The 24,959-nt window shown below is 70.9% G+C and carries 22 protein-coding genes; 11 read left to right on the forward strand and 11 right to left on the reverse strand.

Features of this window, described 5'->3' with window-relative positions; genetic code table 11:
* Positions 1-8: 8 nt before the first annotated feature.
* The 4 genes from ACWD0F_RS02505 to eccD form a co-directional block, all read right to left on the reverse strand.
* Positions 9-314, reverse strand: coding sequence for a WXG100 family type VII secretion target (locus tag ACWD0F_RS02505; protein WP_449872035.1), 306 nt, complete (start codon positions 312-314; stop codon positions 9-11).
* A 17-nt stretch (positions 315-331) separates the two neighbouring features.
* Positions 332-679, reverse strand: a complete 348-nt coding sequence (locus tag ACWD0F_RS02510) for a WXG100 family type VII secretion target (RefSeq protein ID WP_449872037.1) — start codon at positions 677-679, stop codon at positions 332-334.
* A gap of 232 nt (positions 680-911) precedes the next feature.
* On the reverse strand, positions 912-1,352 hold the full coding sequence (locus ACWD0F_RS02515) for a YbaB/EbfC family DNA-binding protein (RefSeq protein ID WP_449872039.1): 441 nt from the start codon (positions 1,350-1,352) through the stop codon (positions 912-914).
* A 22-nt stretch (positions 1,353-1,374) separates the two neighbouring features.
* On the reverse strand, positions 1,375-2,754 hold the full coding sequence (gene eccD / locus ACWD0F_RS02520; RefSeq protein WP_449872041.1) for a type VII secretion integral membrane protein EccD: 1,380 nt from the start codon (positions 2,752-2,754) through the stop codon (positions 1,375-1,377).
* Positions 2,755-2,991: 237 nt separating this feature from the next.
* On the opposite strand from eccD, the gene eccCa reads away from it, so the two are divergent.
* The 3 genes from eccCa (at position 2,992) to ACWD0F_RS02535 (ending at position 8,496) form a co-directional block, all read left to right on the forward strand.
* Positions 2,992-6,975 (forward strand): type VII secretion protein EccCa, encoded by a 3,984-nt coding sequence (gene eccCa / locus ACWD0F_RS02525; protein ID WP_449872043.1) that lies wholly within the window; start codon positions 2,992-2,994, stop codon positions 6,973-6,975.
* Positions 6,976-7,069: 94 nt separating this feature from the next.
* Complete coding sequence (locus tag ACWD0F_RS02530; RefSeq protein ID WP_449872045.1) at positions 7,070-7,378, forward strand: hypothetical protein; 309 nt, start codon at positions 7,070-7,072, stop codon at positions 7,376-7,378.
* Positions 7,375-8,496, forward strand: coding sequence for a transglycosylase SLT domain-containing protein (locus ACWD0F_RS02535; RefSeq protein ID WP_449872047.1), 1,122 nt, complete (start codon positions 7,375-7,377; stop codon positions 8,494-8,496). Before ACWD0F_RS02530 ends, ACWD0F_RS02535 begins: the two co-directional genes overlap by 4 nt.
* A 38-nt stretch (positions 8,497-8,534) precedes the next feature.
* On the opposite strand, the gene ACWD0F_RS02540 is transcribed toward ACWD0F_RS02535, so the two are convergent.
* Positions 8,535-9,038, reverse strand: a complete 504-nt coding sequence (locus ACWD0F_RS02540) for a hypothetical protein (RefSeq protein WP_449872049.1) — start codon at positions 9,036-9,038, stop codon at positions 8,535-8,537.
* Between ACWD0F_RS02540 and ACWD0F_RS02545 the strand changes: the two genes are divergently transcribed.
* From ACWD0F_RS02545 to ACWD0F_RS02560, 4 genes are all read left to right on the forward strand, one after another.
* Positions 9,016-9,399 (forward strand): hypothetical protein, encoded by a 384-nt coding sequence (locus ACWD0F_RS02545; RefSeq protein ID WP_449872051.1) that lies wholly within the window; start codon positions 9,016-9,018, stop codon positions 9,397-9,399. The two genes, ACWD0F_RS02540 and ACWD0F_RS02545, sit on opposite strands and share 23 nt — an antisense overlap.
* A gap of 187 nt (positions 9,400-9,586) precedes the next feature.
* The gene (locus ACWD0F_RS02550) at positions 9,587-10,345 is read left to right on the forward strand and encodes a hypothetical protein (RefSeq protein WP_449872052.1); all 759 of its coding nucleotides are present in this window, start codon (positions 9,587-9,589) and stop codon (positions 10,343-10,345) included.
* Positions 10,342-10,734 (forward strand): YbaB/EbfC family nucleoid-associated protein, encoded by a 393-nt coding sequence (locus ACWD0F_RS02555; protein WP_449872054.1) that lies wholly within the window; start codon positions 10,342-10,344, stop codon positions 10,732-10,734. The genes ACWD0F_RS02550 and ACWD0F_RS02555 overlap by 4 nt, the downstream gene beginning before the upstream one ends.
* A 12-nt stretch (positions 10,735-10,746) precedes the next feature.
* Positions 10,747-11,034 (forward strand): YbaB/EbfC family nucleoid-associated protein, encoded by a 288-nt coding sequence (locus ACWD0F_RS02560; RefSeq protein WP_449872378.1) that lies wholly within the window; start codon positions 10,747-10,749, stop codon positions 11,032-11,034.
* 198 nt (positions 11,035-11,232) lie between these two features.
* Here the strand turns inward: ACWD0F_RS02560 and ACWD0F_RS02565 are convergent, their stop codons facing one another.
* From ACWD0F_RS02565 to ACWD0F_RS02575, 3 genes are all read right to left on the reverse strand, one after another.
* Positions 11,233-13,500, reverse strand: coding sequence for a serine/threonine protein kinase (locus ACWD0F_RS02565; protein WP_449872056.1), 2,268 nt, complete (start codon positions 13,498-13,500; stop codon positions 11,233-11,235).
* 69 nt (positions 13,501-13,569) lie between these two features.
* Positions 13,570-14,715: a S8 family serine peptidase gene (locus ACWD0F_RS02570; RefSeq protein ID WP_449872058.1), complete on the reverse strand. Its 1,146-nt coding sequence runs from the start codon at positions 14,713-14,715 to the stop codon at positions 13,570-13,572.
* Positions 14,716-14,815: 100 nt separating this feature from the next.
* The gene (locus tag ACWD0F_RS02575; RefSeq protein WP_449872060.1) at positions 14,816-15,088 is read right to left on the reverse strand and encodes a WXG100 family type VII secretion target; all 273 of its coding nucleotides are present in this window, start codon (positions 15,086-15,088) and stop codon (positions 14,816-14,818) included.
* 127 nt (positions 15,089-15,215) lie between these two features.
* Here ACWD0F_RS02575 and ACWD0F_RS02580 point away from each other — a divergent pair, with 127 nt between their 5' ends.
* From ACWD0F_RS02580 to ACWD0F_RS02595, 4 genes are all read left to right on the forward strand, one after another.
* Positions 15,216-15,935 carry an SDR family NAD(P)-dependent oxidoreductase gene (locus ACWD0F_RS02580; RefSeq protein WP_449872061.1) on the forward strand — a complete coding sequence of 240 codons (720 nt, stop codon included), beginning with the start codon at positions 15,216-15,218 and terminating at the stop codon, positions 15,933-15,935.
* A 31-nt stretch (positions 15,936-15,966) separates the two neighbouring features.
* Positions 15,967-17,709, forward strand: a complete 1,743-nt coding sequence (locus ACWD0F_RS02585; protein WP_449872063.1) for an acetyl/propionyl/methylcrotonyl-CoA carboxylase subunit alpha — start codon at positions 15,967-15,969, stop codon at positions 17,707-17,709.
* Between the two features lie 246 nt (positions 17,710-17,955).
* Positions 17,956-19,188, forward strand: coding sequence for a hypothetical protein (locus tag ACWD0F_RS02590; RefSeq protein ID WP_449872065.1), 1,233 nt, complete (start codon positions 17,956-17,958; stop codon positions 19,186-19,188).
* A 108-nt stretch (positions 19,189-19,296) separates the two neighbouring features.
* The gene (locus ACWD0F_RS02595; RefSeq protein WP_449872067.1) at positions 19,297-19,848 is read left to right on the forward strand and encodes an NUDIX hydrolase; all 552 of its coding nucleotides are present in this window, start codon (positions 19,297-19,299) and stop codon (positions 19,846-19,848) included.
* Between the two features lie 18 nt (positions 19,849-19,866).
* On the opposite strand, the gene ACWD0F_RS02600 is transcribed toward ACWD0F_RS02595, so the two are convergent.
* From ACWD0F_RS02600 to ACWD0F_RS02610, 3 genes are all read right to left on the reverse strand, one after another.
* Positions 19,867-20,871, reverse strand: a complete 1,005-nt coding sequence (locus tag ACWD0F_RS02600; protein ID WP_449872069.1) for a LacI family DNA-binding transcriptional regulator — start codon at positions 20,869-20,871, stop codon at positions 19,867-19,869.
* Positions 20,868-23,639: a glycoside hydrolase family 3 C-terminal domain-containing protein gene (locus tag ACWD0F_RS02605; RefSeq protein ID WP_449872071.1), complete on the reverse strand. Its 2,772-nt coding sequence runs from the start codon at positions 23,637-23,639 to the stop codon at positions 20,868-20,870. The genes ACWD0F_RS02600 and ACWD0F_RS02605 overlap by 4 nt, the downstream gene beginning before the upstream one ends.
* Before the next feature lie 98 nt (positions 23,640-23,737).
* The gene (locus ACWD0F_RS02610; protein WP_449872073.1) at positions 23,738-24,949 is read right to left on the reverse strand and encodes an ROK family protein; all 1,212 of its coding nucleotides are present in this window, start codon (positions 24,947-24,949) and stop codon (positions 23,738-23,740) included.
* Positions 24,950-24,959 lie beyond the last annotated feature (10 nt).

Consider the following 24,959-nt stretch of genomic DNA (forward strand, 5'->3'; position numbering starts at 1 on the left):
CCAGCGTGCTAGTCCATCCAGATGTTGATGTTCTTCTTCTCAGCCATCTCGTAGTTGCCCTTGGCGATGCTGACTACCTCCGCGGCCTTGAAGAGCTGCAGTCCCATCGCCTTCTCGATCTCGTTCCACTGCGCGCGCTTCTCGTCGAAGAGGCGCTCGACGTCGCCCTCCCAGGCGCCGGCGAGCTCCGTCTTGACGTCCGAGTACAGGTCGTCCGTGGCCGTGTCGAGCTCGGTGACGATCTTCTTGAGCGCCTCGTAGGCCGCCTCCATGGAGGGGAAGTGGTTGTATACGTAGTCTGAGGGCAGCGTCATGGCGTTCTCCGTCCTGGTCAGCGGGGCAGGTTGATGAGGTTGTCGATGCGACCAGCTTCACCCGCACTGGTGAGTGAGCCCATCAGATCCATGTCCTGGTCGGCGGCATTCCGGTAGACGCCGGCGTTCATGTTCATCTTGTCGTACATCTGCTCGAGGAGCGCGATGACCTTTTTGAACTCGCCGTCCCACGAAGTCAGCGCGCGGCCGAACGCCTGCGCCGCGTCGCCCTTCCACCCCTGGTTGACCAGGCCGCTGTTGATCGCCTCAACCCGCTGCCGCATGCCTTCGATGTACTGAGCGGTCTGCTGGCAGTGGCCGGCCGCCTTGATGAGCTGAGCGGGACTTGCCCCGACAGTTGACACTGGACCTCCAAATCAGCGTGGCGTTGTCTGCTACGGCGGGCGGCCACCCTCGGACGGATCGGCCTACCCTCCGCGAACAACATCAAATGGCATGTTAGCCACCATTGGCCACGGAAGGCACAGGAATCACAGATTACGGATCGGTGGCGCCGAGGCATCTTCTCGGTAAACACGCTGGTCGAAAGCCTGATCAGTCCTGACTTCAGATGATCGCCTGCTGTATCGAGCGATGTCAGAGGTCCATCCGGCGGCGGATGCCGTCGAGTTTGCCCATCACGTCCACGAAAGCTTGATCATAAAGTGACTCCGCGCCCTTGAGCTTGGCGGTCGCGGCCTCAGGGTCGGAGAGCGTTTTCATCGGGTTGTCCGCCCCGAACAAGCCGCCCGCCTCCTCGCTGAGCCGCCGCTGGAAGTCCGCCGTGGCCTCCTGGAGCACGATCTTGATCAGGTCCGCCAGCTCACCCGAGGACAACCGCATCGCCTTGGGATGCACCTGCAGCTCGCGCACGCCCTCCTGGCCGTACTCCACGATCACGAAGCCGTTCTCGTCCTCTGCGCGGCCGACGACCGAGCCGATGTTCGCCTGGAACTCCTCCAGCAGGGCGAGCTGCCTGTCGGCGCCCTTGACCAGCTTCTCCAGGTCGATTTTCGCGAAGTCTCCGAACTCCTGCATTCCTGCCTCCTGCGTCGAAAGATCAGCCGGACAGCCCGCGCACCCAGCTGTAAACCTCCAGCACGCCGAGCGCGAGCGGGAAGAGCTGGACGATCAGCACGAGGTCCAGGATGTCGCCGGCCCGGCCCCAGAACGGCGACGGCTTCCCCATCGCCAGCCACAGGCCGATGCCCACCGCCGACAGCGCCAGCCACAACATGCCGATGGCCACCGCCAGCGACCCCACGATGCCGCCGGAGCCGAACAGCGACATCGACAACATCGCGAACCCCGCCAGGCCCGTGCCCACCAGCCAGATCCGCTGCCCGAGCCCGCGGAAGACCCGCGCCCGCATGATCAACGTGAGCGACAACGACACGGTCATGACCGCCGGCACCCAGCCGTCGTGCAGCACCAGCAACGCCTGCGTGACCAGCGCCACGATGCCGACCGCCGCGATCATCCCGGTGGCGTAGCGCTGGGCGACCACGGTGCGCTCCTGGATGCTCGCGGCGTCCAGGCGCTGGTTGTCGTTGCGCAGCTCCTCGGCGGTGGTCGGCATGGCCGGCAGCGGCACCTTGGCGAGCCTGAACGACAACGTGGGCACCAAGGGGGTGAAGGCCAGCAGCACCGAGACGGCCACCCCGACCACTCCGGCCGGCGACGCCGACCACACCATGACCACGGCCGCGCAGATCGCCCCGACCGTGGTCGCGATGGCGGTGCCGAGGAAACCGGTCGCGCCGTCGGCGATCAGGGTGCCGCCGATGGCGGCGACCAGCGCGGTGCAGGCCATCGCCGCGAGCAGGTGGGGCGCGCCGAAACCGAGCAGCGTCCCCCCGGTGGACGGTGCGAACAGGCCGGCGACGAATCCGTACGGCAGCGCGGCGTGCCCGATCAGCGCCCCCGCCAGCGAGTCGCCGACGGCTCTGGACAGCAGCGCGCCCGTGACGATCAGCAGCAGCGCCAGCAGCCCCGCCACGATCGTGACGGTCAGCCCCGTCATTCCGGATACGGCCAGGCCGACGGCGCCCAGCACGAGCAGACCGGTCGCGCCGCTGGCGCCCACGAGCCGGGTGTGCTTGGCCGACCAGGCGCCACGGCCGCCGCGCACGCCGCTGGCGACCACGTCGGCCACGTCGTCGTAGAGAGCGGGCGGCAGGACCGCCTCACGCGGCCTGAGGTAGAGGATCTCGCCGTCGAGCACGCCCAGCGAGCCCAGACTCTGCCCCAGGTCGAGCGGCGACCCGCCGAGGCGCTGCAGGGTCCAGCCGGGCGCCGACACGGCGTCGCCGCCGACCTCGCCCAGCGCCCGGAGCAAGGAGGGCAGCACGTTGGGCAGCGGGATGTCGGCGGGCAGTGACAGGTCGGCCTTGCGCCGCGGGCCCACGATCGTCAGATGGCACTGCGAAGGCAGCGGCATGGGCACCTGTGAGAGCGCGCCCTGCTGGAGGGGACCCTGACTGGAGGGCGGGCCGGGCGGATGACCTTGGAACCCTCGGGGAGGGCCGTACATCGGGGGCGGCCCGGACGGTGGCCCGTGGACCGGCCGACCGGGCGGAGACCCATGAACCATTTGTCCCATTGAAACCTCTGCGTCCCCACGTGTGCTCACGGACAACAGAGAACATATCTGGTCTCTTCTGGTAAGAACGTCTCGATGAGCATCGTCGTCGTACGCCGCCCAGAACGCCGCCCCGGCCCCAAGCCGCCGCGCGGTGAGGTTCTGCTGGAGTCGCCCCCCGAGATCCCCGAGGTCCAGAGCCAGGGCTTCACGGCCGTCCTCACCTATCTCCCCATGGTGGCGGGCGGCGCGGCGATGGGCCTGATGTTCACGGCGGGCGGCAACTCCAACCCGATCATGTACGTGGCCAGCGGCCTGTTCGCGCTCTCCATGGTCGGCATGACGCTGGGTCAGGTCGGCCGCCAGTCGGGAGAGCGCAAGCACCGGCTCAACGGCGCCCGGCGCGACTACTTCCGCTACCTGGGCCAGGTGCGCAAGAAGGCCAGGCGCGCGGCCAAGCAGCAGCGCGAGGCACTGGAGTGGGGCGGCCCCGAGCCCGAAGCCCTGTGGTGGATCGCCATGAGCCCCCGGTTGTGGGAGCGCCGCCCCCGGGACGAGGACTTCGCCACGGTACGGCTCGGCACCGGCGTCCAGAAGCTGGCCATCCAGCTCATCCCGCCGGACTCCAAGCCGGTGGAGGACCTGGACGCGCTGTCGGCCGGCGCGCTGCGCAGGTTCGTCAGGGCGCACTCGACGGTCGCCGGGCTGCCCGTCGCCGTCGCGCTCGGCTCGTTCGCCAGGATGCGGCTGACCGGCGACCCCACCGTCGTGCGTGACCTGGTACGCGCCATGATCTCCCAGCTCACCGTCTTCCACTCCCCCGACGACATGCGGATCATGGTCTGCGCCGAGGCGGACACGATGCCGCACTGGGAGTGGATCAAGTGGCTGCCGCACGCGCTGCATCCCGACGAGGTGGACGCGGCGGGCCCCGTACGGCTGATGACGGAGAACCTCGGCGAGCTGGACCGGCTGGTCGGCGATGACCTCAAGGAGCGGGCCCGCTTCCGGCCTGGCTCGGCCTCCGACTCGCTGCCCTACCACGTGCTGATCATGGACGGCGGGCACGTGCCGCACGACTCCCAGCTCGGCAGCGACGCCATCCAGGGCGTCACGGTGATCGACCTGTCCGGCGCCACGGCCGACGTGGAGGAGAAGAACACGTTGCGGCTGGACGTCCAGCCGGACGGGTTCCACATGGTGAAGATCGACCACGCGGGCAAGGAGCACAAGACGCGGCTCGGCGACGCCGACGGCGTCGACTACATGCGGGCCGAGGGCCTGGCCCGGCAGCTCGCGCCGCTGCGCGCCTCGGCGGCCGTCGGCGGCGAGATCGAGGACGTGCTGTCCGCCAACACCACGCTGACCGACCTGCTCGGCGTGGGCGACGCGACGCTCCTCGACCCGGCCGTGAGCTGGCGGCCCCGGGCGGGCCGCAACAGGCTGCGGGTGCCGATCGGGCTCGGCGCCGACGGGCGCGTGGTGGAGCTGGACATCAAGGAGTCCGCGCAGGGCGGCATGGGGCCGCACGGCCTGGTGATCGGCGCCACCGGCTCCGGCAAGAGCGAGCTGCTGCGGACGCTGGTGCTCGGCCTGGCCGTCACGCACTCCTCGGAGATCCTCAACTTCGTCCTCGTCGACTTCAAGGGCGGCGCGACCTTCCTGGGGCTGGAGTCGCTCACTCACGTCTCGGCCGTCATCACCAACCTGGAGGACGAGCTTCCGCTGGTCGACCGTATGCACGACGCGCTGCACGGCGAGATGGTGCGCCGGCAGGAGCTGCTGCGCTCGGCCGGCAACTACGCCTCGCTACGCGACTACGAGCGGGCCAGGGAGCAGGGCGTCGCCCTGGCGCCGATGCCCACGCTCTTCGTGGTGCTGGACGAGTTCAGCGAACTGCTGTCGGCCAAGCCCGAGTTCATCGAGCTGTTCGTGATGATCGGCCGCCTGGGCCGCTCGCTCGGCGTGCACCTGCTGCTGGCCTCGCAGCGGCTGGAGGAGGGCCGGCTGCGCGGCCTGGACACGCACCTGTCGTACCGCATCGGCCTGCGGACCTTCTCCGCCATGGAGAGCCGGGTCGTGCTGGGCGTGGCCGACGCGTACGAGCTGCCCTCCGCGCCGGGCAACGGTTACCTGAAGTTCGACACCAGCGGCATGACCCGGTTCAAGGCCGCGTACGTGTCGGGCGCCCACCAGTCCGACTCCCGCCTCGCCGGCGAGGGCGACGGCAACACGATCATGCGGCAGGTCGTCGAGTACGGCTCGTCCCACGTGCCGCTCCCCGTCGTGCAGCAGCCGCCCAAGGAGGCGGAGACGATCGCGGAGGTGACCGAGCGCGCCTCCCAGAACAGCCTGCTCGACGTCCTGGTGAGCCGCCTGGACGGGAAGGGCCCGCCCGCCCACCGCATCTGGCTGCCCCCGCTGGCCGAGCCGCCCACGCTCGCGCACCTGCTGCCGCCGCTCACCGTCACGCCGGAGCTCGGCCTGTCCACGCCCGGCTGGGACGGCAGGGGCCGGATGCACGCCGTCGTCGGGATCATCGACAAGCCGTTCGAGCAGCGGCGCGACCCGTACTGGCTGGATCTGTCCGGCGCGGCGGGGCACATCGGCGTGGCGGGCGGCACGCAGAGCGGCAAGAGCAACGTGCTGCGCACGCTGATCGCCAGCATGGCGCTCACCCACACGCCCCGCGAGGTGCAGTTCTACTGCCTCGACTTCGGCGGCGGCGGCCTGGCGGTGCTGGACGGGCTGCCGCACGTCGGCGGCATCGCCACCAGGCTCGACGGCGACCGGGTGCGAAGGACGGTCGCCGAGGTCACCGGGCTGCTGCGGCAGCGCGAGCGGGAGTTCGCCGATCAGGGCGTCGAGTCCATCGCCGCCTACCGGCGCATGATCGCCGACGGCACCCTCGAAGGTGACGGCTGGGGCGACGTGTTCCTGGTCGTCGACGGGTGGCTGACGATCAGGCAGGAGTTCGAGAGCCTGGAGGCCGTGATCACCGACCTGGCGGCGCGCGGGCTCGGGTACGGCATCCACGTGGTCGTCTCCTCCAACAAGTGGTCGGAGTTCCGCGCGGGCATCCGCGACCTGTTCGGCACCCGGATCGAGTTCAAGCTGGGTGACGCGTACGAGTCGGAGATCAACAGGAAGGCGTCGATGGCCGTGCCGGAAGGGGTGCCCGGGCGCGGCCTGACCAGGGACGGCATGCACTTCCTGTCGGCGCTGCCGCGGATCGACGGGCAGACCACGGCCGAGGACTCGGCCGACGGGATGCGGGCGCTGGTGGAGCTCGTCCGGCAGTCCTGGCCCGGGCCGTCCGCGCGTCCCGTGCGCCTGCTGCCCTCGATGTTGCCCGCCGCCGCCATGCCGTCGCCTGAGCTGACGGGCCCGAACCGGATCGCGCTCGGCATCGACGAGGACTCGCTCGCGCCCGTCGTGCTCGACTTCGAGACCGACCCGCACTTCATCGTGTTCGGCGACAACGAGTGCGGCAAGTCCAACGTGCTCAAGCTGATCATGGAGGGCGTGACCGCCAGGAAGACGCCGAGCGAAGCCATGATGATCGTGATCGACTACCGGCGCGCGCTGCTGGACACGGCGGTGACGGACCACCGCATCGGCTACGCCGCCTCCAGCACCGCCGCCGCCGAGCTGATCCAGGACGCGCGCTCCGCGCTGCTCAAGCGCCTGCCCCCGGCCGACCTGACGCCGGACCAGTTGCGCGCGCGGAGCTGGTGGCAGGGCTCGGACCTGTACATCGTGGTCGACGACTACGATCTCGTGGCCACCTCGAACAACCCGCTGCTGCCGCTGGCCGAGCTGCTGCCGCAGGCCCGCGACATCGGCCTGCACCTCGTGCTGGCCCGGCAGAGCGGCGGCGCCAGCCGCGCCATGTACGACCAGGCCGTCCAGCGCATCAAGGAGATGGCCAGCCCGGCGCTGATCATGTCGGGCAACCGGGAGGAAGGCCAGCTCTTCGGCAACATCCGCCCGCAGCCCCTGCCGGTCGGCCGCGGCTTCTACGTCGACCGGAAGTACGGCTCGCGCCTGATCCAGACCGCGTATCTGGAGCCGTCCTGATAGGCATGCTGCTCCTGATTCCGCTGGGGCAGCAGAGGCTCGAGTCCACTATTCTCGGTTGTTAGCGCACCTGGCGAGTCGGTCAAGGAGTTTCATGGGTTTTGTCGATGTGCACGTCCTGGCGCTCGAGGAGTGCGGACGGCAGGCCGGCCGGGTGCGGAACATGTTGTCGGTGGATGACGCGTTCGTCGAGAGCGACACCCCGCAGCCGAAGGGCGACGCCAAGGCCGCCCTCTTCGGCGACATCGCGGGCGCGGGCGACCTGGCGACCCTGGTGAACACGGTCTGGGCCTCGACCGAAGAGGATCTCGGGGCCGGGCGGAACCGCCTGAAGAACGTCGACGCGGCCCTCGGCGAGGTCGCCGCCAACTTCAGGACCGCCGAAGGAGCCTCCGGAGCATGAGCCTCGTCACGACCCTGGCCTCGCTGAAGCAGAAGGTGGCGGGCGACCCGCAGTCGATCATGAAGATCGCCGCCGGGCTGCGCACGGTCGCCGAGCACGTCACCACGTCGACCGGCCGGCTCACGCGCTACGTCAACGAGGTCGACAGCGCCTGGGGCGGCAGCTCGGCCGATGCCTTCAAGACGTACATGACCGCCTATCCGAAGGCGGGAGAGGGCCTGCAAGGGGCGGTCATCACCTGCGCCACCGCGCTCGACACCGCCGCCGGCGCCCTGGAGACCGCGCACAGCACGATCAACAACCTCCACACGACCGCGGTGGCGGAGGAGGGCACCTACAAGCGGAACCATCCCGACGCCTCCGCGGACGACGTCGAGAAGCATCTGACGGGGGTCTCGTCCCTCAGCGGCGCCGTCGGCAAGGCCAACCAGGCCGTCACCGAGGCCGAGACCGCCCTCACCACGGCCAAGAAGGCGCTGACCGATCAGCTCGGGGAGGACGGCTTCCGGTACTTCCACAACATCCGTCAGCCCGACGGCGCCGACTTCGAGCCCGGCGACCACAAGGTCGACTGGCAGAAGACGACGGGTTACAAACCCACCACGACGCTCTCCTCGGCAGGCGGCCCCAATGGGGGCAGCGGCTCGACGGGTGGCGGCACGACGGGTGGCGGAGCCGGCGCGCCCTCCTCGTACGGCGACATCTCGGCGGTCAAGCCCCAGATCGTCGGGTGGATCAAAGAGGCCCTCACGATCATCAAGTCGCCGGAGATGGCGGCGATCCTGCGCAAGCGCGGCCTGGACGTGAGCAACCTGGACCCGAACGACCCCCTGACCATCGAGCGCATCGCGCAAATCATCGCCTACGAGTCCGGCGGCAACCCCAACGCGATCAACAACTGGGACATCAACGCCCAGAACGGGGTGCCGTCCCAGGGCCTGATGCAGACGATCCCGCCCACGTTCAACGCGCACATGTTGCCCCCCTACGACAAGATCCGGGAGCCCGTGGACAACATCATCGCCGGCGTCCTGTACACCTACAGCCGCTACGGGGACCTCGCGAACCATCCCGGCATCAAGTCACTGGAACACGGCGGCACCTACAAGCCCTACTGATGTCGCCCGGCTCAGAAGAACGTCAGGTTACTAACGCCTTAAAACTCACTGCATTCGATCTTAACCTGCACAAACGTCATATTTTGTGACATAACGCGATGGTACAAAGATCGGGTGTCGAACGATTCGCCATCCTTCAGCGCTTCGCCGAGCCCTTCGACGCCCGCGGCGAGCACTTCGCCCACCGGCGGGACGCCGACGCCCCCGACCTCGGCGACCCCGGCCCCCAGCCCGAGTCCCAGCCCGGACACGACGTCGCCGCCCGGCCCGAGCACGACACCGGCCCCGAGCCCGAGCACGGACACGACGCCGAGCCCCAGCCCGAGCACCACGCCGGACCCCGGCACGACGCCGACGCCCAGCCCGAGCCCCAGCACCACGCCCACGCCCACGCCCACGCCCAGCGAGACGCCCAGCGCGACGCCGAGTCCCACGACGTCTCCCGCGCCGCTGCCGAGCATGGTCAGCCCGTGCCCGCACACCCCCGCCTGCCCGCCGCCGACGTGCCTTCCGCCGTCGTTGCGGCCCGCGAAGCCCGCCACGCCGGCGCCCGCCATCCCGCGCCAGCCCACACGCCCCACCGATCCCGGCGGGAAGTCGAATCTGACCGGTTATGAGATCGAGATCGGCATCCTGGACACGTTCGGGGGCACCCTGGCCAGCACGGGGCGGGGCGTGCACATGATCAAGGAGCGGGTCCCTCGCTTCGAGGGCTGGAACCTCGTGCCGCTCGCCGGCGTGCCGGCAGTGGGCCAGATGTTCGTCGGCCGCTTCAACACCATCGCCGACGTCTGGAGCGACACCCTTGGGATCCTGGGCAACACCCTGACGAAGGACGGCGGCAGGATCACCACGGTCGCCGCCAACTACAGGGCCGCTCACCCGGCCGGCAGCGGGATCTGACCGGATGTCGAACCCGTCGAACTGGGCTCCGCCCGGAGGAACCCCTGCCGCTCCGCAGGGCGGCCAGTGGGCTCCGCCCGGAGGAACCCCTGCTGCTCCTCCGCAGGCCAGCCCGTGGGCGCCCCCCGGAGGGACCCCTGCTTCGCAGGGCGTCCAGCAGCCCCGTGTCGCCAACCCCAGCGCCGCCGTGCCGAAGACGGCGTCCGTGCCGGCCGCCGCCGCCCGTACCGATCCCGGCTTCTTCAAGCGCCTGATCGGCGAGCTTCACCCGTTGCGGCAGACCACCAGGTCGGCGATGACGATGTCCGGGCTCGGCGTGGCCGCGCTGGCCATCGACGTGGCGGCCACGCTCAACATAGGCAATCCGTGGTTGTTCTACGACCGGCGCGAGACGTGGAAGGAGTTGTCCGGCTCCCTGGAGGGCAACAAGCTGGACATGTGGCGCGACTACTTCGACCACGTCTCGCCGAACTGGAAGGGCCAGGCGTCGACCACGGTCAAGGAGTACATGCGATTCAACCAGGACTTCCTGTTCGCCAAGCTCGGCGACGTCGGCGACCAGATGAGCACGACCATGCAGAACCAGTACGAGGAGGTGCTGGAGTATGACATATCGGTGTTCGGTGTGTACGCCAGCTCGGCGTCCATCCTCCGCGCGCTGGCGCGAATGAGCGGCCACCCGATCGGGCGCGCCGCCCTGGTGGCCCAGGCCACCGTCTTCACCGGCATGCTCAGCACCATGGTCAAGCAGTTCGCGGACATCTACAACAACAACGAGGGCGACCTCAACAAGCTGGAGCAGAGCCTGAACAAACTGAAGGCCCAGTTCTACCACGGCGGCAATCCGGAACAGGGCGCGCGGGAGTTGACCCTGTCGCCCACCGTCGACGACCCGTCGCGGCTGGACCGCGAATGGATCCCGGCGCCGGAGGCCGAGCCCCAATGAACGACGTCAACGCCTTCGCGGAAGGCAGGGAAGGCGACGTCGGCGGCCTGCTGCGCCAGGTGAACGCCTGGTCCGCCGCGATGGCCGGCAGGCTTGAGGACCTGAAGCGCGAGCGGCTGGAGGGCACCGACGAGAAGGGCGTCGTACGGGCCCGGATCTCCGGCGAGGGACGCCTGGCCGGGCTGACCATCGATCCGCGCGGCCTGCGCGACCTGGACAACCTCCAGCTCGCACAGGCCGTCATGGGGGCGATCGGCGCGGCCCACGCCGCGATGGGCGAGCGGCTCACCGAACTGACGGCCGATCTGGCCGGCCCCGGGCAGCAGTTCGACCCCGCGGGCGGCGATCCGCTGGCGGCGCACATCGAGCGCGTGTTGCGGGAGGGTTGAGCCGTGCGGGAGATGCACGAGGCGATGGCCCGCCTGGAGCGGCTCGTCGCCACCGCCAGGCGGGCGGAGGAGATGGTGTCCGAGTGGAGCTCGCGCCAGTTCGTCGGGCGCGCCGACGAGGGCCGGATCGTGGCCACGGCCGACGCCCTCGGCACCCTGGTGGCGCTGGAGATCAGCACGGTGAGCAGAAGGCGGCTGGACGCCAGGCGGCTGGCCGACGAGATCCTGGCCGCCGTCGTCAAGGCGGAGCAGGCCGCCGCCGACTCCAAGGACGACCTCATGGGCCGCCTCGGCCACTGACCGGCGCCACCACCCGCCGTGGCTCCTGACCGGCACCACCACCCACCGTGGCTGCTGACCGGCACCACCACCCACCGTGGCTCCCTGCCGGGCGCCCACCACCGCTTCGGTTCCTGACCGGCGCCCGTAACCTCCGCCGAAGTCAAAGAACCCCCCTCCGGACCACGGTCCTGAGGGGGGTTCCGGCGTTTCGGTGGATCAGCCGCAGTTGGCGAATCCGGCGCTGGTGCGGCCGGAGCCGACACTGCCTTCGAAGCGCACGCACTTGCCCTTGGCGGGCAGCTTGACCGGCCCGGCGTAGTACGCGTACGAGCCGCTGGCGACCTGGCGCCCGCCGCCCTGCACCTCGAGGACGGCCGTCATCGGGGTGGCCTTGCCCACGTCCACGGTCTTCATCGTGACCACGCAGTTCTGCCCGCTGGAGGTGTTGTAGAGCTGGAAGGTCTCCCCTCCGGCGAACGGCTGCGAACGCTGCACGTAGAAGCCCGGTCCGCAGACCGCGGTCGGCGTGTGCGGGTTACGCACCGGCTCCGGCTTGGCCGTCGTCGGCGCCGGCTTGGCCGTCGTCGGCGTGGGCGCCGGCTTGGCCGTGGTCTTGGTCGGCGTCGGCGCCGGCTTGGCCGTCGTCTTGGTCGGCGTGGGGGTCGGCTTGGCCGTGGTCTTGGTCGGCGTCGGCTTGGCCGTCGTCTTGGTCGGCGTCGGCTTGGCCGTCGTCTTCGTCTCCGACGGGGTCGGCGTCGACGTCACGGTCTCCGTCACGGTCGGCGTCGGGGTGGGAGTCGGGGTCGGCTCCTGGCTGGGAGTCGGGGTGGCGGTCGGCGTCTGTGTCGGAGTGGGGGTGGGGGTGGAGGTCGGCGTGCGCGTCACCGTGACCGTGGGCTGCGGCGTCTTCTGCTGCGTGGCCGTCGGCTGGGCGGTCGGCACGACCGGCTGCGTGTTGATCGGGACCGGCGTCGGCACGGTGCTCAGCTCGGGCGGCGTCGGCGAGGTCCAGTCGGTCGGCAGCACCATCGGGCCCACGTCGTCCGGGCTGCCGCTCGACGGCATCGCCCACGGCACGGTCACCTCGGGCTGCCCCTGACCGGGCTGCTCCTGCACCGGCTGGCCCGGCTGGTCGACTCCGTTCTCCGTGCCGCGGACACCCGCGGCGCCGCTGGACGGGTTCGCGCCCACCGCCGCCGCCACAGGCTCGAAACGCTGCGTGGAGGCGTAGTGGTTGGCTCCCCACAGCCCCACGCCGGACAGCAGCGCCAGCGCGCCGACAGCCGCGACCAGACCCACCGGGAACGACCGGCGAGGCTTGCGGGAAGAGACCGTCTGACCCTGGACCGGCTGCCACGCCTGCTGCGGCGCGTCCTGCGGCGGACCCCACACGGGCTCGGCAGGCGGCAGCGGAACACCCTGCATCGGGCCGCCCTGCATCGGACCCTGCTGCAGGGGACCCATCAGGCCGCCCTGCATCGGGCCAGGCTGCATCGGACCCTGCTGCATCGGGCCGCCCTGCATGGGACCAGGCATGGGACCTGACTGCATCGGGTCCTGCGAGCCCCACGCCTGCGGGCCCACCAGCGGGGGCATGCCCTCGATGGGCAGTCCCTGCAACGGCAGGCCGGGCACCGGCACACCCTCGATGGGCGCGCCGGGCTGGGCCGGCTGCTGCTGCGTCATGAGCGCGGTCTCGCCACGCTTGTCTCCGAGGAGCTGCAGCAGCGCCGTGTACGTGGTCGGGCGTCCTCCGACGTCCTTGGCCAGCGCCAGCAGCACCACGCGGCGCAGCGGGTCGGCCAGCTCGCCGATCGCGGGCTCCTCGTCCAGCACCGCGTCGGCCTCGTGGCCGAACGGCGGCTGCCCGGTGGCGGCGAACACCACCAGCGAGGCCCAGCCGAACACGTCGGCGTAAGGCCCGTAACCCAGGCCCCGGATCTGTTCGGGCGCCCGGTAGCCGATCTCGCCGGCGGGCTCGCCGAGATCGGCGTCCGTCACGCGCGGCCCGTCAGGGCCGATGATCACGTTGTACGGGGTGAGCCCGCGGTGCGTGATGCCCGCCAGGTGCACCGCGGTCAGCGCGGTCAGCACTCCGGTCGCCAGCCGCTCCAGCGCGTCGCCGTCGAGCGGGCCGTCCTCCGCCACGACTTCGGCGAGGCTGCGTCCCTCGACGTACTCACGCACCACGTACGGCTGGTCGCCGTGCTGTCCCGCCTCCAGTGTCCTGGCGACGTGGGAACTTGAAACGCGTTGCATCCCAGTGAGGCGAGCGACGTCGTCGCCGACCTCGTCCGGAGACGAGGGCAGCAGCTTTATCACTCGTAACGGCGCGTCATCAGATTCTCTGCCGACGAACGCCGCGCCACGTGGGCCCTCGGTCAGCCGTCCAGAGATGACGTACGCGCCCAGGTTCTCGGGATCACCGGGCCGCAGGGGGTGCATCTCCATCCCTTCAGTCATTGCACGATCTAGAAAGGACATTCAACCAAATCCGCCACATTTGCATCAGTAGTTTCGGTCCCAATTTGACCTTTCATCGTCAAGCAATGTTCAGGACACACGCCCGGCACGCCAGCCACGCCTGCGGCCCAGCGGGATGAGCAGCGCGAGCGCGCCCGCCAGCATGACCGCGACCAGCACCCCGGTGCCGACCGCCATGGCGATGCCGATGGCGCTCTCGTCACGCGGGGCGACCTTGGCGATGGCGTTCGGCGGCAGCGCGGCAGCGGCCGGCTCGGCCACCACGGGCGCGCCGGCGGCCTCGTAGGGCAGCACGGCCGTCAGCGCCAGCACCGGGTTGACCATGCCCGCCCCGCTGCCCACGCCGACCGTTCCGTCCGCGGTGGCGATGATGCGCTGGCGGACCTGCTCGCGCGAGAGCCGGGGGAACCGGGAGCGCACCAGGGCGGCGGTGCCGGCCACGTACGGCGCGGCGAAGCTCGTGCCCTGCAGGCCGCGCATGTAGCTGCGGCCCGGCCAGGGCGCGGTGATGTCCGTGCCGGGGCCGAGCACGCCGACGGGCGTGGCGGCGTTGGAGGAGTCGGCCCTGACCCCCTCGGGGGTGGCCGCCCCCACGGCCAGCACGCCGTCGTAGGCGGCGGGGTAGGCGGGCACGTCCTCGTCGTCGGGACCGGTCACGTTGCCGGCCGCCGCGACCACGAGGATGTCCTGGTCCAGCGCCCGCTGGATGGCCGCCTTCAGCCCGGGGTTGTCGGAGGCCCGCACGGAGACGTTGATCACGCGGGCCTTCGCCGCGACGGCGTCGTCGATCCCGCTGATCAGCTTGGCGACGTCGCCGTCGGTCTTGTTGCTCTGCTTGACCACCACGATCTTGGCGTCCGGCGCGACACCATGGAAGGGCACTCCGGCGTAGTAACGGGCGCCGATAATGCCCGAAACCGCGGTGCCGTGGCCCACGCAGTCGCGATAGCCGGTGTGCGTCTCATCGATGATCTTCGAGATCTGCACCTGCGGGTGGTAGTCGACGCCGCTGTCCACGACGGCGACGGTCACCCCCGCGCCCCTGGTGAGGCGCCAGGCGTTCTTGACGTCGAGGCGTTTTTGCGCCCACGGCTCCCCGGCGGGCAGTTTCAGCACGCCCTTCTTCGGGTTGCAGTCGTCGTCGGCCACCGCCATGGCGGGGACCGCGAGTACGTGCAAGGCCAGCACACTCGCCACAAGGGCGCGACCGATCATGGCCGGAAAGCGTAGCTTGCCCGATTACCTATCGTTTACCTGACGTGCTGTCGGTGGCGGAAAGAAGCCCCGGCATCCTCGCCAGGGCCCGATCCGGTGCTCATTTCGTGGCGGACTCGATGTTCTGCCGGTAGGTGCCGATGACCCGCGAGGCCTCCGCGAGCTCCTCCGTCATGCGCTGGAAGGCCGTGCGGTAGTTCTGCCACGCCTGCTGGAAACGCTGGGCGCCCGGCCCCGTCCACGCGGTGCCGACCTTGGCGGCCTCGCGGTCGAGCGCGGTCATCGTGGTGCGGACCGCCTCCGACTGCTGCGTGAACTGGGTGGACATGGTCTGCATTTCCGCAGGGTCGCCGCCGAGCATGCTCTGGCCCATGCTTACCTCCTGGAACTCGGGAAAACGCCCTCACCTTAAGGAGGGGGCGCCACCCGTCGCCGGAGTTATGCCGAGCGGCTATGGTCTACCCGAGGATTATTCGGGATCCGTAGGGAGCTGTCCGGCCATGCGCGAGGTTGTGGTGACCGGCGGCGGCACCGGCATCGGATACGCCATCGCCGAGGCGTTCGTCTCCCTCGGCGATCACGTCACGATCACCGGCCGCCGCGAGCACGTCCTGAAGGAGGCCGCGCAGCGCCTCGGCGCCGCCTGCGCGGTGTTCGACGCCGCCAGCCCCGTGGCCGTCAATGAGGCCCTCGACAGCCTGCCCGGCCGGGTGGACGTGCTCGTCAACAACGCGGGCGGCAACACCAACCTCGACCGCCGCCAGTCCGGCGACCTGATGGAGGTGGCCGGGTCCTGGTGGGCCAACCTCAACGCCAACCTGATGTCCGCCGTGCTCGTCACGACCGCGCTGACACCGCGCATGGACGCGGGCGGGCGGGTGATCTCGATCGGCTCCATCGCCGCCAGGGGCACCGGCTCGGGCTCGTACGGCGCCGCCAAGGCCGCCATGGAGTCCTGGACCGCCGACCTGGCCGCCGAGCTGGGCCCCAAGGGCGTCACCGCGAACGTCGTCTCCCCCGGCCTGGTCGTGGACACCGAGTTCTTCCGCGGCCGGCTGACGGAGGAGGGCATCCGGGCCCGTGTGGAGAACACACGCAACGGCCGCCCTGGCACTCCCGCCGACGTGGCGGATACCGTGCTGTTCTTGGCCTCGGCGGGAGCAAGGCACGTCACTGGGCAGGTGCTCCACGTGAACGGCGGCGCTTACCTTGGCCGCTGAGCCACGACTGTCGCAGGAAGGACGGAAGCCCGTGCGGAAGGTTCTGATCGCCAACCGCGGCGAGATCGCCGTACGCGTCGCCCGCGCGTGCAAGGACGCGGGGATCGGCAGCGTCGCCGTATACGCCGACCAGGACCTCGACGCCCTGCACGCCAGGGTGGCCGACGAGGCTTACGCGCTGGGCGGCCAGTCCCCCGCGGAGACCTACCTCGACATCGGCAAGCTGCTCGGCGTGGCCGCCCGCGCCGGCGCGGACGCCGTGCACCCCGGATACGGCTTCCTGGCCGAGAACGCCGAGTTCGCGCAGGCCGTCATCGACGCGGGCCTGACCTGGATCGGCCCGCCGCCGGCCGCCATCGCCGCGCTCGGCGACAAGGTGCGGGCCAGGCACATCGCGCAGAAGGTCGGCGCGCCGCTGGTCGCGGGCACCAAGGATCCGGTCTCCGGGGCCGCCGAGGTGGTGGCGTTCGCGGAGGAGCACGGGCTGCCGATCGCGATCAAGGCCGCGTACGGCGGCGGCGGGCGCGGCATCAAGGTCGCCCGCGAGCTGGGCGAGGTCGCCGAGCTGTACGAGTCGGCGGTGCGCGAGGCGGTCGCCGCGTTCGGGCGCGGCGAGTGCTTCGTCGAGCGCTATCTCGACCGGCCCCGCCACGTCGAGACGCAGTGCCTGGCCGACGCGCACGGCGACGTGGTCGTGGTCAGCACCCGTGACTGCTCGCTGCAGCGCCGCCACCAGAAGCTGGTGGAGGAGGCTCCGGCGCCGTTCCTGTCGGACGCGCAGCTCGGCATCCTCTACAAGAGCTCCAAGGCCATCCTGAAGGAGGCCGGCTACGTCGGGGCCGGGACGTGCGAGTTCCTCGTCGGGCAGGACGGCACGATCTCCTTTCTGGAGGTCAACACGCGGCTGCAGGTCGAGCATCCGGTCACCGAGGAGGTCGCGGGGATCGACCTGGTGCGGGAGATGTTCAGGATCGCCGAGGGCGAGCCGCTGGGTTATGACGACCCGGCCGGGCGCGGGCACTCGATCGAGTTCCGGATCAACGCCGAGGACGCGGGGCGCGACTTCCTGCCCGCACCCGGCACGCTGAGCGTCCTGCGCGCACCCTCCGGGCCGGGGGTGCGGCTGGACGCCGGTTACGAGGCCGGGATGACGGTGCCGCAGACGTTCGACTCCCTGGTGGCCAAGCTGATCGTGACCGGGCGGACCCGGCAGGAGGCGCTGGAGCGGGCGCGGCGGGCGCTGGCGGAGTTCGAGATCTCCGGCATGCCGACCGTGTTGCCGTTCCATCGGGCCGTCGTGTCCGACCCGGCCTTCACCTCCGCGCCCTTTTCCGTGCACACGCGGTGGATCGAGACGGAATGGGACAATCCGGTGCCGCCGTACGACGGGGACGTCGCCTCCGGCGCGGATCCAGGCCGTGAGACGGTCACCGTCGAGGTCGGCGGCAAGCGGCTGGAGGTGGTCCTGCCGGCCGGTTTCGGCCCGTCCGCCGCTACGCCGGGCGCGAACAAGCCCCGGCGCGCCGGGGGCGCCGCGAAGAAGTCGTCGGCCGGCGGCGACGCGCTGGTCAGCCCCATGCAGGGGACGATCGTCAAGATCGTGGCCAGTGACGGCGACACCGTGACCGAGGGCGACACGGTCGTGGTCCTGGAGGCCATGAAGATGGAGCAGCCGCTCACGGCCCACAAGGCAGGCACGATCACGGGGCTCACGGCGGCCGTCGGGCAGTCCGTGACGTCCGGAGCCACGATCTGCGAGATCAAGGACACCTGACGCCTGGCGGGGCTCACTCCGTAGGGTCACGGTTCGCGCTTGAGAGGCTCCGGGCGGGTAACGTGAACAGTGAGGAACTTTGCCGACCGCCCGTTCGTCCTCATGGGCGAAGGAGGCTTGCTGCCAATGACTCATTCGCTGCGCCGAGCAGGGGCCGCGATCGCGGCTCTGATCGCCGGTCTTTTCGTCGTTCTTGCGCTGTCCCCTGCCGCCTACGCGGCGGCTCCGCCTGACGCTAATACGGTGGTGTCCACCTGGAAGAATGATCCGCTCTACGTAGAGTCCGGCTCACCGCTCACGTCGGACCAGCAGGGTGAGATCAGGGACGCGCTGAAGGGGGCCGACAGCAAGATCTACGCTGCGGCGCTCCCGGACGGCACGGTGACCGACTCCACCATCAAGTCCTACATGTCCAGCCTCACCGCCGCGATGGTCGCGGCGAGCGCCCCCTCGTCCACCGTGGCCATTCTCGACGGCACCACGCTCTACGCGGCGTCGAGCTCGATCCGCCAGCAGGGTCTCGCGGGCAACCTGGCCAAACTTTCGGTCAACGCCAACTCGGGTGACGTCGTCGCGGGCATGAAGGACTTCGCCAACCGCGTGGACCTCGCCGTCGCGGGCAAGCGCTCGGCGCTCAACACCGGCAGCCAGGCCAACCCGGGCGCCGGCAGCACGGCCGCGCTGGTCGGCCTGGGCGCGCTGGTCGTCGTCGGCGGTGGCGGCTACTTCCTCTACTCCAGCAACAAGAAGAAGAAGCGCGCCATCCAGGACGCGAAGGACCTCGCGGCCGTCAAGCAGACCGTGGACGAGGACGTCACCAAGCTCGGCGAGGAGATCACCGCCGTCGACACCGACGTGACGCTCGCCGGCGAGGGTGGCAAGCACATCGACGAGTGGCAGCAGGCCCTCGACTCCTACGAGAAGGCCAAGACGCAGCTCGCCACCGTGCAGCGCGCCGACCAGGTCCGTGAGGTCACCCAGACCCTTGAGGACGGCCGCTACGCGCTGGCCGTGGTCAAGGCCAAGGTCAACAACGAGCCGGTGCCCGAGCGGCGGGCGCCCTGCTTCTTCAACCCGCAGCACGGCCCGTCGATCCGGGACGTCCGCTGGTCCCCGCCCGGTGGCGCGGCCCGCGACGTGCCCGCCTGCAAGACGGACGCGGAGGCGGTCGAGCGCGGCTTCGACCCGCAGATGCGCGAGGTCATGGTCGACGGCCAGCGCCGTCCCTACTATGACGCGGGCCCGGCCTACCAGCCCTACGCCTACGGCTACTACGGCGGCTTCGGCGACATCATGACCGGCATGTTCATCGGCACCATGATGGGCAGCATGCTCGGCGGCGGCTTCGGCCACGGCGGTTACGGTGGCGGTGACATGGGCGGCGGCGACATGGGCGGCGGCGGAGACAGCGGCGGCTGGGGCGACTTCGGCGGCGGCGGAGACTTCGGTGGCGGAGACTTCGGCGGCGGAGACTGGTAGATCGTCGAGAAGCGCTCCCCGGGGCCCGATCAACGGGCTCCCGCGGGAGCGCTTCGCGTTTTCCGGCGTGGCCGCCAGGGCTGACGATGGGCGGCCAGAATGTCGGGTGTGATCTATCTTGCCCAGGAGGGCGCGGGTGGCGGTGTGACAGGACTCGTGTCCCGCGCGACGGCGCGCGTGCTGGTGATCGACCACCTTGATCGGGTCCTGCTCTATCGCGGGCTGCTTCTGCAGGTGGCGGAGCGGCCGTACGCGTGGTTCACGCCGGGCGGGGCCGTCGACCCGGGCGAGACCCTGCGGCAGGCGGCCGCCCGGGAGCTGCGCGAGGAGCTCGGGCACGTCGTGGCGCCCGAGGAGCTGGGGCCGGTGGTGGCGACCAGCTCGGGCACGTGGACCGTCGGCGGGCAGAGCTTCTTCTCGCACGACTCCTACTTCCTGCTGCGCGTGCGGGACCTGGTCGTCGACACCTCGGGCATGGACGAGGAGGAGCGCGCGGCGACCGACCGCTTCCACTGGTGGACGCCGTCCGAGCTGGCCACCGCGGGCGAGAAGATCGTGCCGCAGGACGCCGGCGAACTGGTGGCCCGGCTCGTGGGCGGCGACCCGCCGCCGGAGCCGATCGTCCTGCCATGGCACCTGCCGAAAACCGAACCCGGCTGACCGGGCGGCGTCGGCGGGTCAGGTGCTGGCGCGGACGGCGAGCAGCGGGGTGAGGAGGGTGGAGTCGGGCACCGCGCGCCCCTCCAGCTTCTCCATGACCAGGCGGACGGCCTCCCGGCCCACCTCCTCCGCCGGGATCAGCACCGAGGTGAGCGGCGGGCTGGCCCGCTCGGCCACGTCGTCGGGGCAGATCGCCACCACCGCCACGTCCTGCGGCACCCGCCGGCCGAGCTGGCGCAGCGCGGCCAGCACGTGCCCGACCGCCGATTCGTTGTGCACGACCAGGCCGGACAGCCCCGGGTGGTCGAGGAGCAGATCGCGGAGGGTCTCGTAGACCTCGTCGAACGTCTCCTCGCAGGGCAGGGCCACGCCTTTGAGCCCGTGGGCGGCCACCGCCGCCACGAACCCCTCCCGGGTCCGCCGGGCGAAGCCGGTGCCCCGCTCGTACACCACGGAGGCGGCCCCGAGCAGGGCGATCTCCTCGTGGCCGCGCTCGGCCAGGTGTTCCACGCAGCGGGCGCCGGCCACCGCGAAGTCGAGGTCGACGCAGGTCAGACCGGCCGGTTCGGCGGGGAAGCCGATGAGGACGCTCGGCTCGGGCAGCTCGCGCAGCAGCGGCACCCGCCGGTCGTCCAGCTCCACGTCCATCAGGACCAGCGCGTCCACCAGCGCGCTCGCGGCCACCCGGCGGATCCCCGCGGTGCCTTCGTCGGCGGTCAGGAGGAGCACGTCGTGGTCGAAGCGGCGGGCGGCCGTGACCACGGCGCTGGCGAAGCGCATCAGGACGGGCACGTGCATGCCCGCGCGCAGCGGCAGCACGAGCGCGATCACGTTGGAGCGCTTGCTGGCCAGGGCCCTGGCGCCGGCGTTGGGGTGGTAGCCGAGCACGCTGATGCTGTCGAGCACCCGCCGCCTGGTGTCGGCCGAGATCGTCCGCTTGCCGCTGAGCACGTAGGAGACCGTGCTGACGGCCACGCCCGCGTGCTTGGCCACCTCGGAGATCGTGACCGTGCGCCCGCTCAACCCCCTGCTCCGAAGGCGAGCCTGGTCAGCGTCACGCCGTCGTTCTCGAACACCACATAGAGATCATGCACTCCGTCGGCGCCGTCCAGGGCCGCCGTGATGGCGTGGTAGGTGTAGCGGCCGGTCCTGGGCACGGGGAAGGTCGCGATGGCGGGGCCGTAGAGGGGGTCGCCGCGGCGGATGGTGATCATGCCGCCTTCCGTGCTGCCCGCCTCGGCCACACAGGTCAGGCTGCCGGTCAGGTCCACCTGGCGGAAGAGGATCCAGGCGCCTTCGACGTCCGAGCGCACGGCGTCGCCGTCGAGCTTGCTCTCGTCCACGAACGTGATCGCGTCGTACTCGTCGTGGTCGGCCGCGCGCAGCAGCCCCGACTGGGGCGGGATGGTCTCGCCCTCGACCTCGAAGCGGGCGCTCAGGCGCAGGTCGGTGGCGCTGCGGCCGACCATGAGCTGGTGCGGGGCGCTCTCCACCACGAGCCTGCTCCTGGTCACGTCCCAGAAGGCCAGCTCGGAGACGGGCAGCGTCAGCGTGACCGTACGGCTCTCGCCGGGCGCCAGCCGCACCTTCTCGAAGCCGCGCAGGCGGCGCAGCGGCTGCTTGACCCGCGAGCGCTGCTGGTGGGTGTAGAACTGGGCGACCTCGACGCCCGGCCTGGCGCCGGTGTTCGTGATCGTGGCCTGGGCGCGCAGGACGTCGCCGGTGAGCTGCACCCGCAGGTCCGCGTAGTCGAAGGTGGTGTAGCTGAGGCCGTGGCCGAAGGGGTGCAGCGGGGTGCCGCGGAAGTACAGGTAGGTGGCGTCGGAGGCGATGATGTCGTAGTCGAGGAGGTCGGGCAGCTCCTGCTCCGAGCGGTACCACGTCTGGGTGAGGCGGCCCTCGGGGTCGGCGTCGCCGAAGAGCACCTCGGCCAGCGCGTGGCCGTACTCCTGGCCGCCGTGGGCCGACCACAACACGGCGGGGACGTCCGCGGCGGTCCAGGTGAGCGGGTAGCCGCTGGTGATGACCATGACCGTACGCGGGTTCGCCTTGCGGGCGGCCTGGACCACGGCGTCCTGGGCGGGGGCGAGGGCCAGCGTCATGCGGTCCTCGGTCTCACGCCCGTTGACCAGCGGATGGTCGCCGGCCACCACGACCGCCACGTCGGCTTCGGCGGCCACGCGGGCCGCCTGATCGGTGCCGGAGCGCAGCACGTCCATGGCCAGCCACACGGCCTGGTCGGCGTCGTCCACCAGGCGCAGCACGCCGTCCTCGCCGGCGCCCGCGTAGCAGCCCGTCGAGATGTGCCGCAGGGCGAGGGTGCCGCGCGGGCGCTCCTCCATCCGGAACGTCTGGCGCACCTCCCACCCGCCCGGCCCCGGCTGGTCGTTCACCAGCGTGGTGCCGTCCACCGACACGAACCGCCCGGTCGCCACCGCCCGCAGCGCGAAGGCGCCGCCGCCCCAGTCGAATAGGTCGAACTCCCCCGCCTCCGCGGCCCCCACGCTCAGCGGCCCGCCGGCGGCGTCGGCGACCACGGGCCCGGCCTCGGAGGTCAGCGTCACCCGGTCCACGGCCTCGCAGAAGACGACCTCGCACCGCTCGGCCAGCCCGACGCGGGCGGTGACGGCGTACGGCAGGGTGCCGCTGTACCAGTCCTCCAGGAGCGTGTCGCCGAGCTGGCCGATCACCGCGACCTTGGTCACGCCGGTGAACGGCAGCAGCCCGTCGTTGTGCAGCAGCACGAACGAGCGGCGCGCCGCCTCCCTGGCCAGCTCCTGGTGCTCGGGGCAGTTGACCACGCTGTCGGTGATGTCGTCGTAGGGCGTCGCCGGATCGAACTCGCCCAGCCTGAACCGGATCGACAACGTGTGCCGCACGGCCGCGTCGACGTCCTCCTCGGCGAGCAGGCCCGCGGCCAGCGCCGCGCGCAGGTGGCCGAGGGTGGCCTCGGAGCGGTCGTCGTCCTGGGTGAAGCTGTCGAGCCCGGCCTTGACCGCGTGCGCGTACGCCTCGGGCAGCGTGTCGTGGTAGCCCTGCAGCGCGGTGAGGTTCCCGGGCGCGTAGGCGTCGCTGACCACCAGCAGGTCGTCCGGCGCCCAGGCGCGCAACTCCTGCCCGATCAGCGGGCTGAGGTGCGCGGGGCGGCCGTTGACCAGGTTGTAGGACGGCATGACGGCCACGGCCGCGCCCTGCTCGATGGCCGGGCGGAAGGCGGGCAGCTCGTACTCGCGCAGCACTCGCGGCGGCACGTTGCTGGAGGTCGTGCAGCGGTCGCTCTCGTTGTTGTAGGCGAGGAAATGCTTGAGTGTGGGGGCCGTCTTCAGGATTTCGGGAGCGCTCCCACGAAGCCCATGCGCGAACGCCGCGGCGATGACGCCGGTCAACCACGGATCTTCGGAGTAGCCCTCCTCGTTCCGCCCCCACCGGGGATCACGCAGCGGATTGACCACGGGCGCCCACACGTTGAGACCCGCCCCGCTCGGGTCCTTGTGGTGGAAGGCCAGCACCTCGTCACTGGTCGCTTCGCCCACCCTGCGCACGAGCTCCGGATCCCACGTCGTGGCCAGCCCGACCGCCTGCGGGAAGACCGTGGCCGGGCCGAGCCAGGCCAGCCCGTGCAGCGCCTCCGTGCCGGTCCGGAACGCACCGAGGCCCAGCCGCTCGACCGGAGCCTGGTACTGGTGGAGCAGGCGGACCTTCTCCTCGGAAGTGAGCCTGCGCATCAGGTCGTCGATCCGGTCGGGCAGCGGCACCGCTGGGTCGCGGAAGGGGGGCTCGTGCATGGTCATCCCTCTGAGAGTGTCGAAGCGCTTCGACGACCGGCCTGGGGAAGTTACGCGGACATTTCGGTGGATTGACTGAAGGGTGCACGCCCCGGTGACCAAGGTCAAGGGATTCGCGACAATCCTCCCGGCAACTTTCCTGAATCCACGGAATCCAGCACCCGGGCCGCGCCCCCCAGCGCGGCCGCGTCGTGGCCCAGGGTCGAGGCCACGACCTGGCAGCCACCGGCCCCCACGGCGAGGACGCGGTGACTCAGCTCGCGCTGGACCTCAGGCAGCAACCAGGGCGCCAGCGCGACGTAGTAACCGCCGAGCACCACCACCTCCGGGTTGAGCAGGTTGGCCAGGATGGACACGCCCTTGCCCAGGCTCCGGCCCGCCGACTCGATCGCGGCCAGGGTGCCCGCGTCGCCCGCGCGCGCCAGGCGCACCGCCTCCTCGACCTCGACCTGGATCTCCGCCGGGGACGGGTCCTTGCCCAGCACGGCGCCGATGCCCGCCATCGCCTCCAGGCAGCCGTGCCGGCCGCAGTGGCACTCGGGGCCGTCGGGGTCGAGCTGGACGTGGCCGATCTCGCCGCTGTAGCCGAGCCCGCCGCGGCGCAACCGGCCGTCGAGGATGATGCCCGCCCCCACGCCCATCTCGCCGGTCAGGTAGACCAGGTCGGAGGCGCCCGCGTGGGCGCCGAACCGCTGCTCGGCCAGGGCCGCGAGGTTGGCGTCGTTGTCGACCTGGATGGGGAAGCCGGGATCGCGCAGCGCCTTGGCCAGGTGGCCGCCGATGTCGGCGTCGTGCCAGCCGAGGGTGGGCGCGATGCGTACGACGCCCTGCACGTCGACCAGCCCCGGCACGGCCACGGCCAGGCCGAGCACCTGGCGCTCCTCCCTGGCCATGCGGTTGACCACGCGCCGCACGATCGCGCCGACCCCGGCCACGCCCTGGTTGACCGGGTCGCCGCCGGAGAACGCGCGCCGCCACGTGAGCAGCCGCTCCCCCGCCAGGTCGGTGGCCACGGCCGACACGTGGTCGATGTTGATCTCGACCCCGATGGCGGCATAGGGCGAGCCGTCGAGGACGAGCATCGTGGCCGGCCGGCCCACCCGGTTTTCCGTCAGCCCCGTCTCACGCACCAGCCGCCGGTCGATGAGGTCGGCGACCAGGCTCGACACGGTCGCCTTGTTCAGCCCCGTGGAGGCCGCGATGTCGGCGCGCGAGCACGGCGCGTGCTCGCGGACGAAGCGCAGCACGACCGCGAGATTGGTGGCCCGTACGTCGGCGAAGTCGGCCGGCTGCGGGCCGGTCGTAGAAGTGATCAATATCAGCCCC

The organism is Nonomuraea sp. NPDC002799 (genome assembly GCF_053592075.1).

What these genes read in the sequence shown, in the direction of transcription:
- ACWD0F_RS02505 (WP_449872035.1), bottom strand. Translation starts at nt 314, where the DNA reads ATGACGCTGCCCTCAGACTACGTATACAACCACTTCCCCTCCATGGAG.
- ACWD0F_RS02515 (WP_449872039.1), bottom strand. Translation starts at nt 1,352, where the DNA reads ATGCAGGAGTTCGGAGACTTCGCGAAAATCGACCTGGAGAAGCTGGTC.
- eccD (WP_449872041.1), bottom strand. Translation starts at nt 2,754, where the DNA reads ATGCCGCTGCCTTCGCAGTGCCATCTGACGATCGTGGGCCCGCGGCGC.
- eccCa (WP_449872043.1), top strand. Translation starts at nt 2,992, where the DNA reads ATGAGCATCGTCGTCGTACGCCGCCCAGAACGCCGCCCCGGCCCCAAG.
- ACWD0F_RS02530 (WP_449872045.1), top strand. Translation starts at nt 7,070, where the DNA reads ATGGGTTTTGTCGATGTGCACGTCCTGGCGCTCGAGGAGTGCGGACGG.
- ACWD0F_RS02535 (WP_449872047.1), top strand. Translation starts at nt 7,375, where the DNA reads ATGAGCCTCGTCACGACCCTGGCCTCGCTGAAGCAGAAGGTGGCGGGC.
- ACWD0F_RS02555 (WP_449872054.1), top strand. Translation starts at nt 10,342, where the DNA reads ATGAACGACGTCAACGCCTTCGCGGAAGGCAGGGAAGGCGACGTCGGC.
- ACWD0F_RS02560 (WP_449872378.1), top strand. Translation starts at nt 10,747, where the DNA reads ATGCACGAGGCGATGGCCCGCCTGGAGCGGCTCGTCGCCACCGCCAGG.
- ACWD0F_RS02565 (WP_449872056.1), bottom strand. Translation starts at nt 13,500, where the DNA reads ATGTCCTTTCTAGATCGTGCAATGACTGAAGGGATGGAGATGCACCCC.
- ACWD0F_RS02570 (WP_449872058.1), bottom strand. Translation starts at nt 14,715, where the DNA reads ATGATCGGTCGCGCCCTTGTGGCGAGTGTGCTGGCCTTGCACGTACTC.
- ACWD0F_RS02575 (WP_449872060.1), bottom strand. Translation starts at nt 15,088, where the DNA reads ATGGGCCAGAGCATGCTCGGCGGCGACCCTGCGGAAATGCAGACCATG.
- ACWD0F_RS02580 (WP_449872061.1), top strand. Translation starts at nt 15,216, where the DNA reads ATGCGCGAGGTTGTGGTGACCGGCGGCGGCACCGGCATCGGATACGCC.
- ACWD0F_RS02605 (WP_449872071.1), bottom strand. Translation starts at nt 23,639, where the DNA reads ATGACCATGCACGAGCCCCCCTTCCGCGACCCAGCGGTGCCGCTGCCC.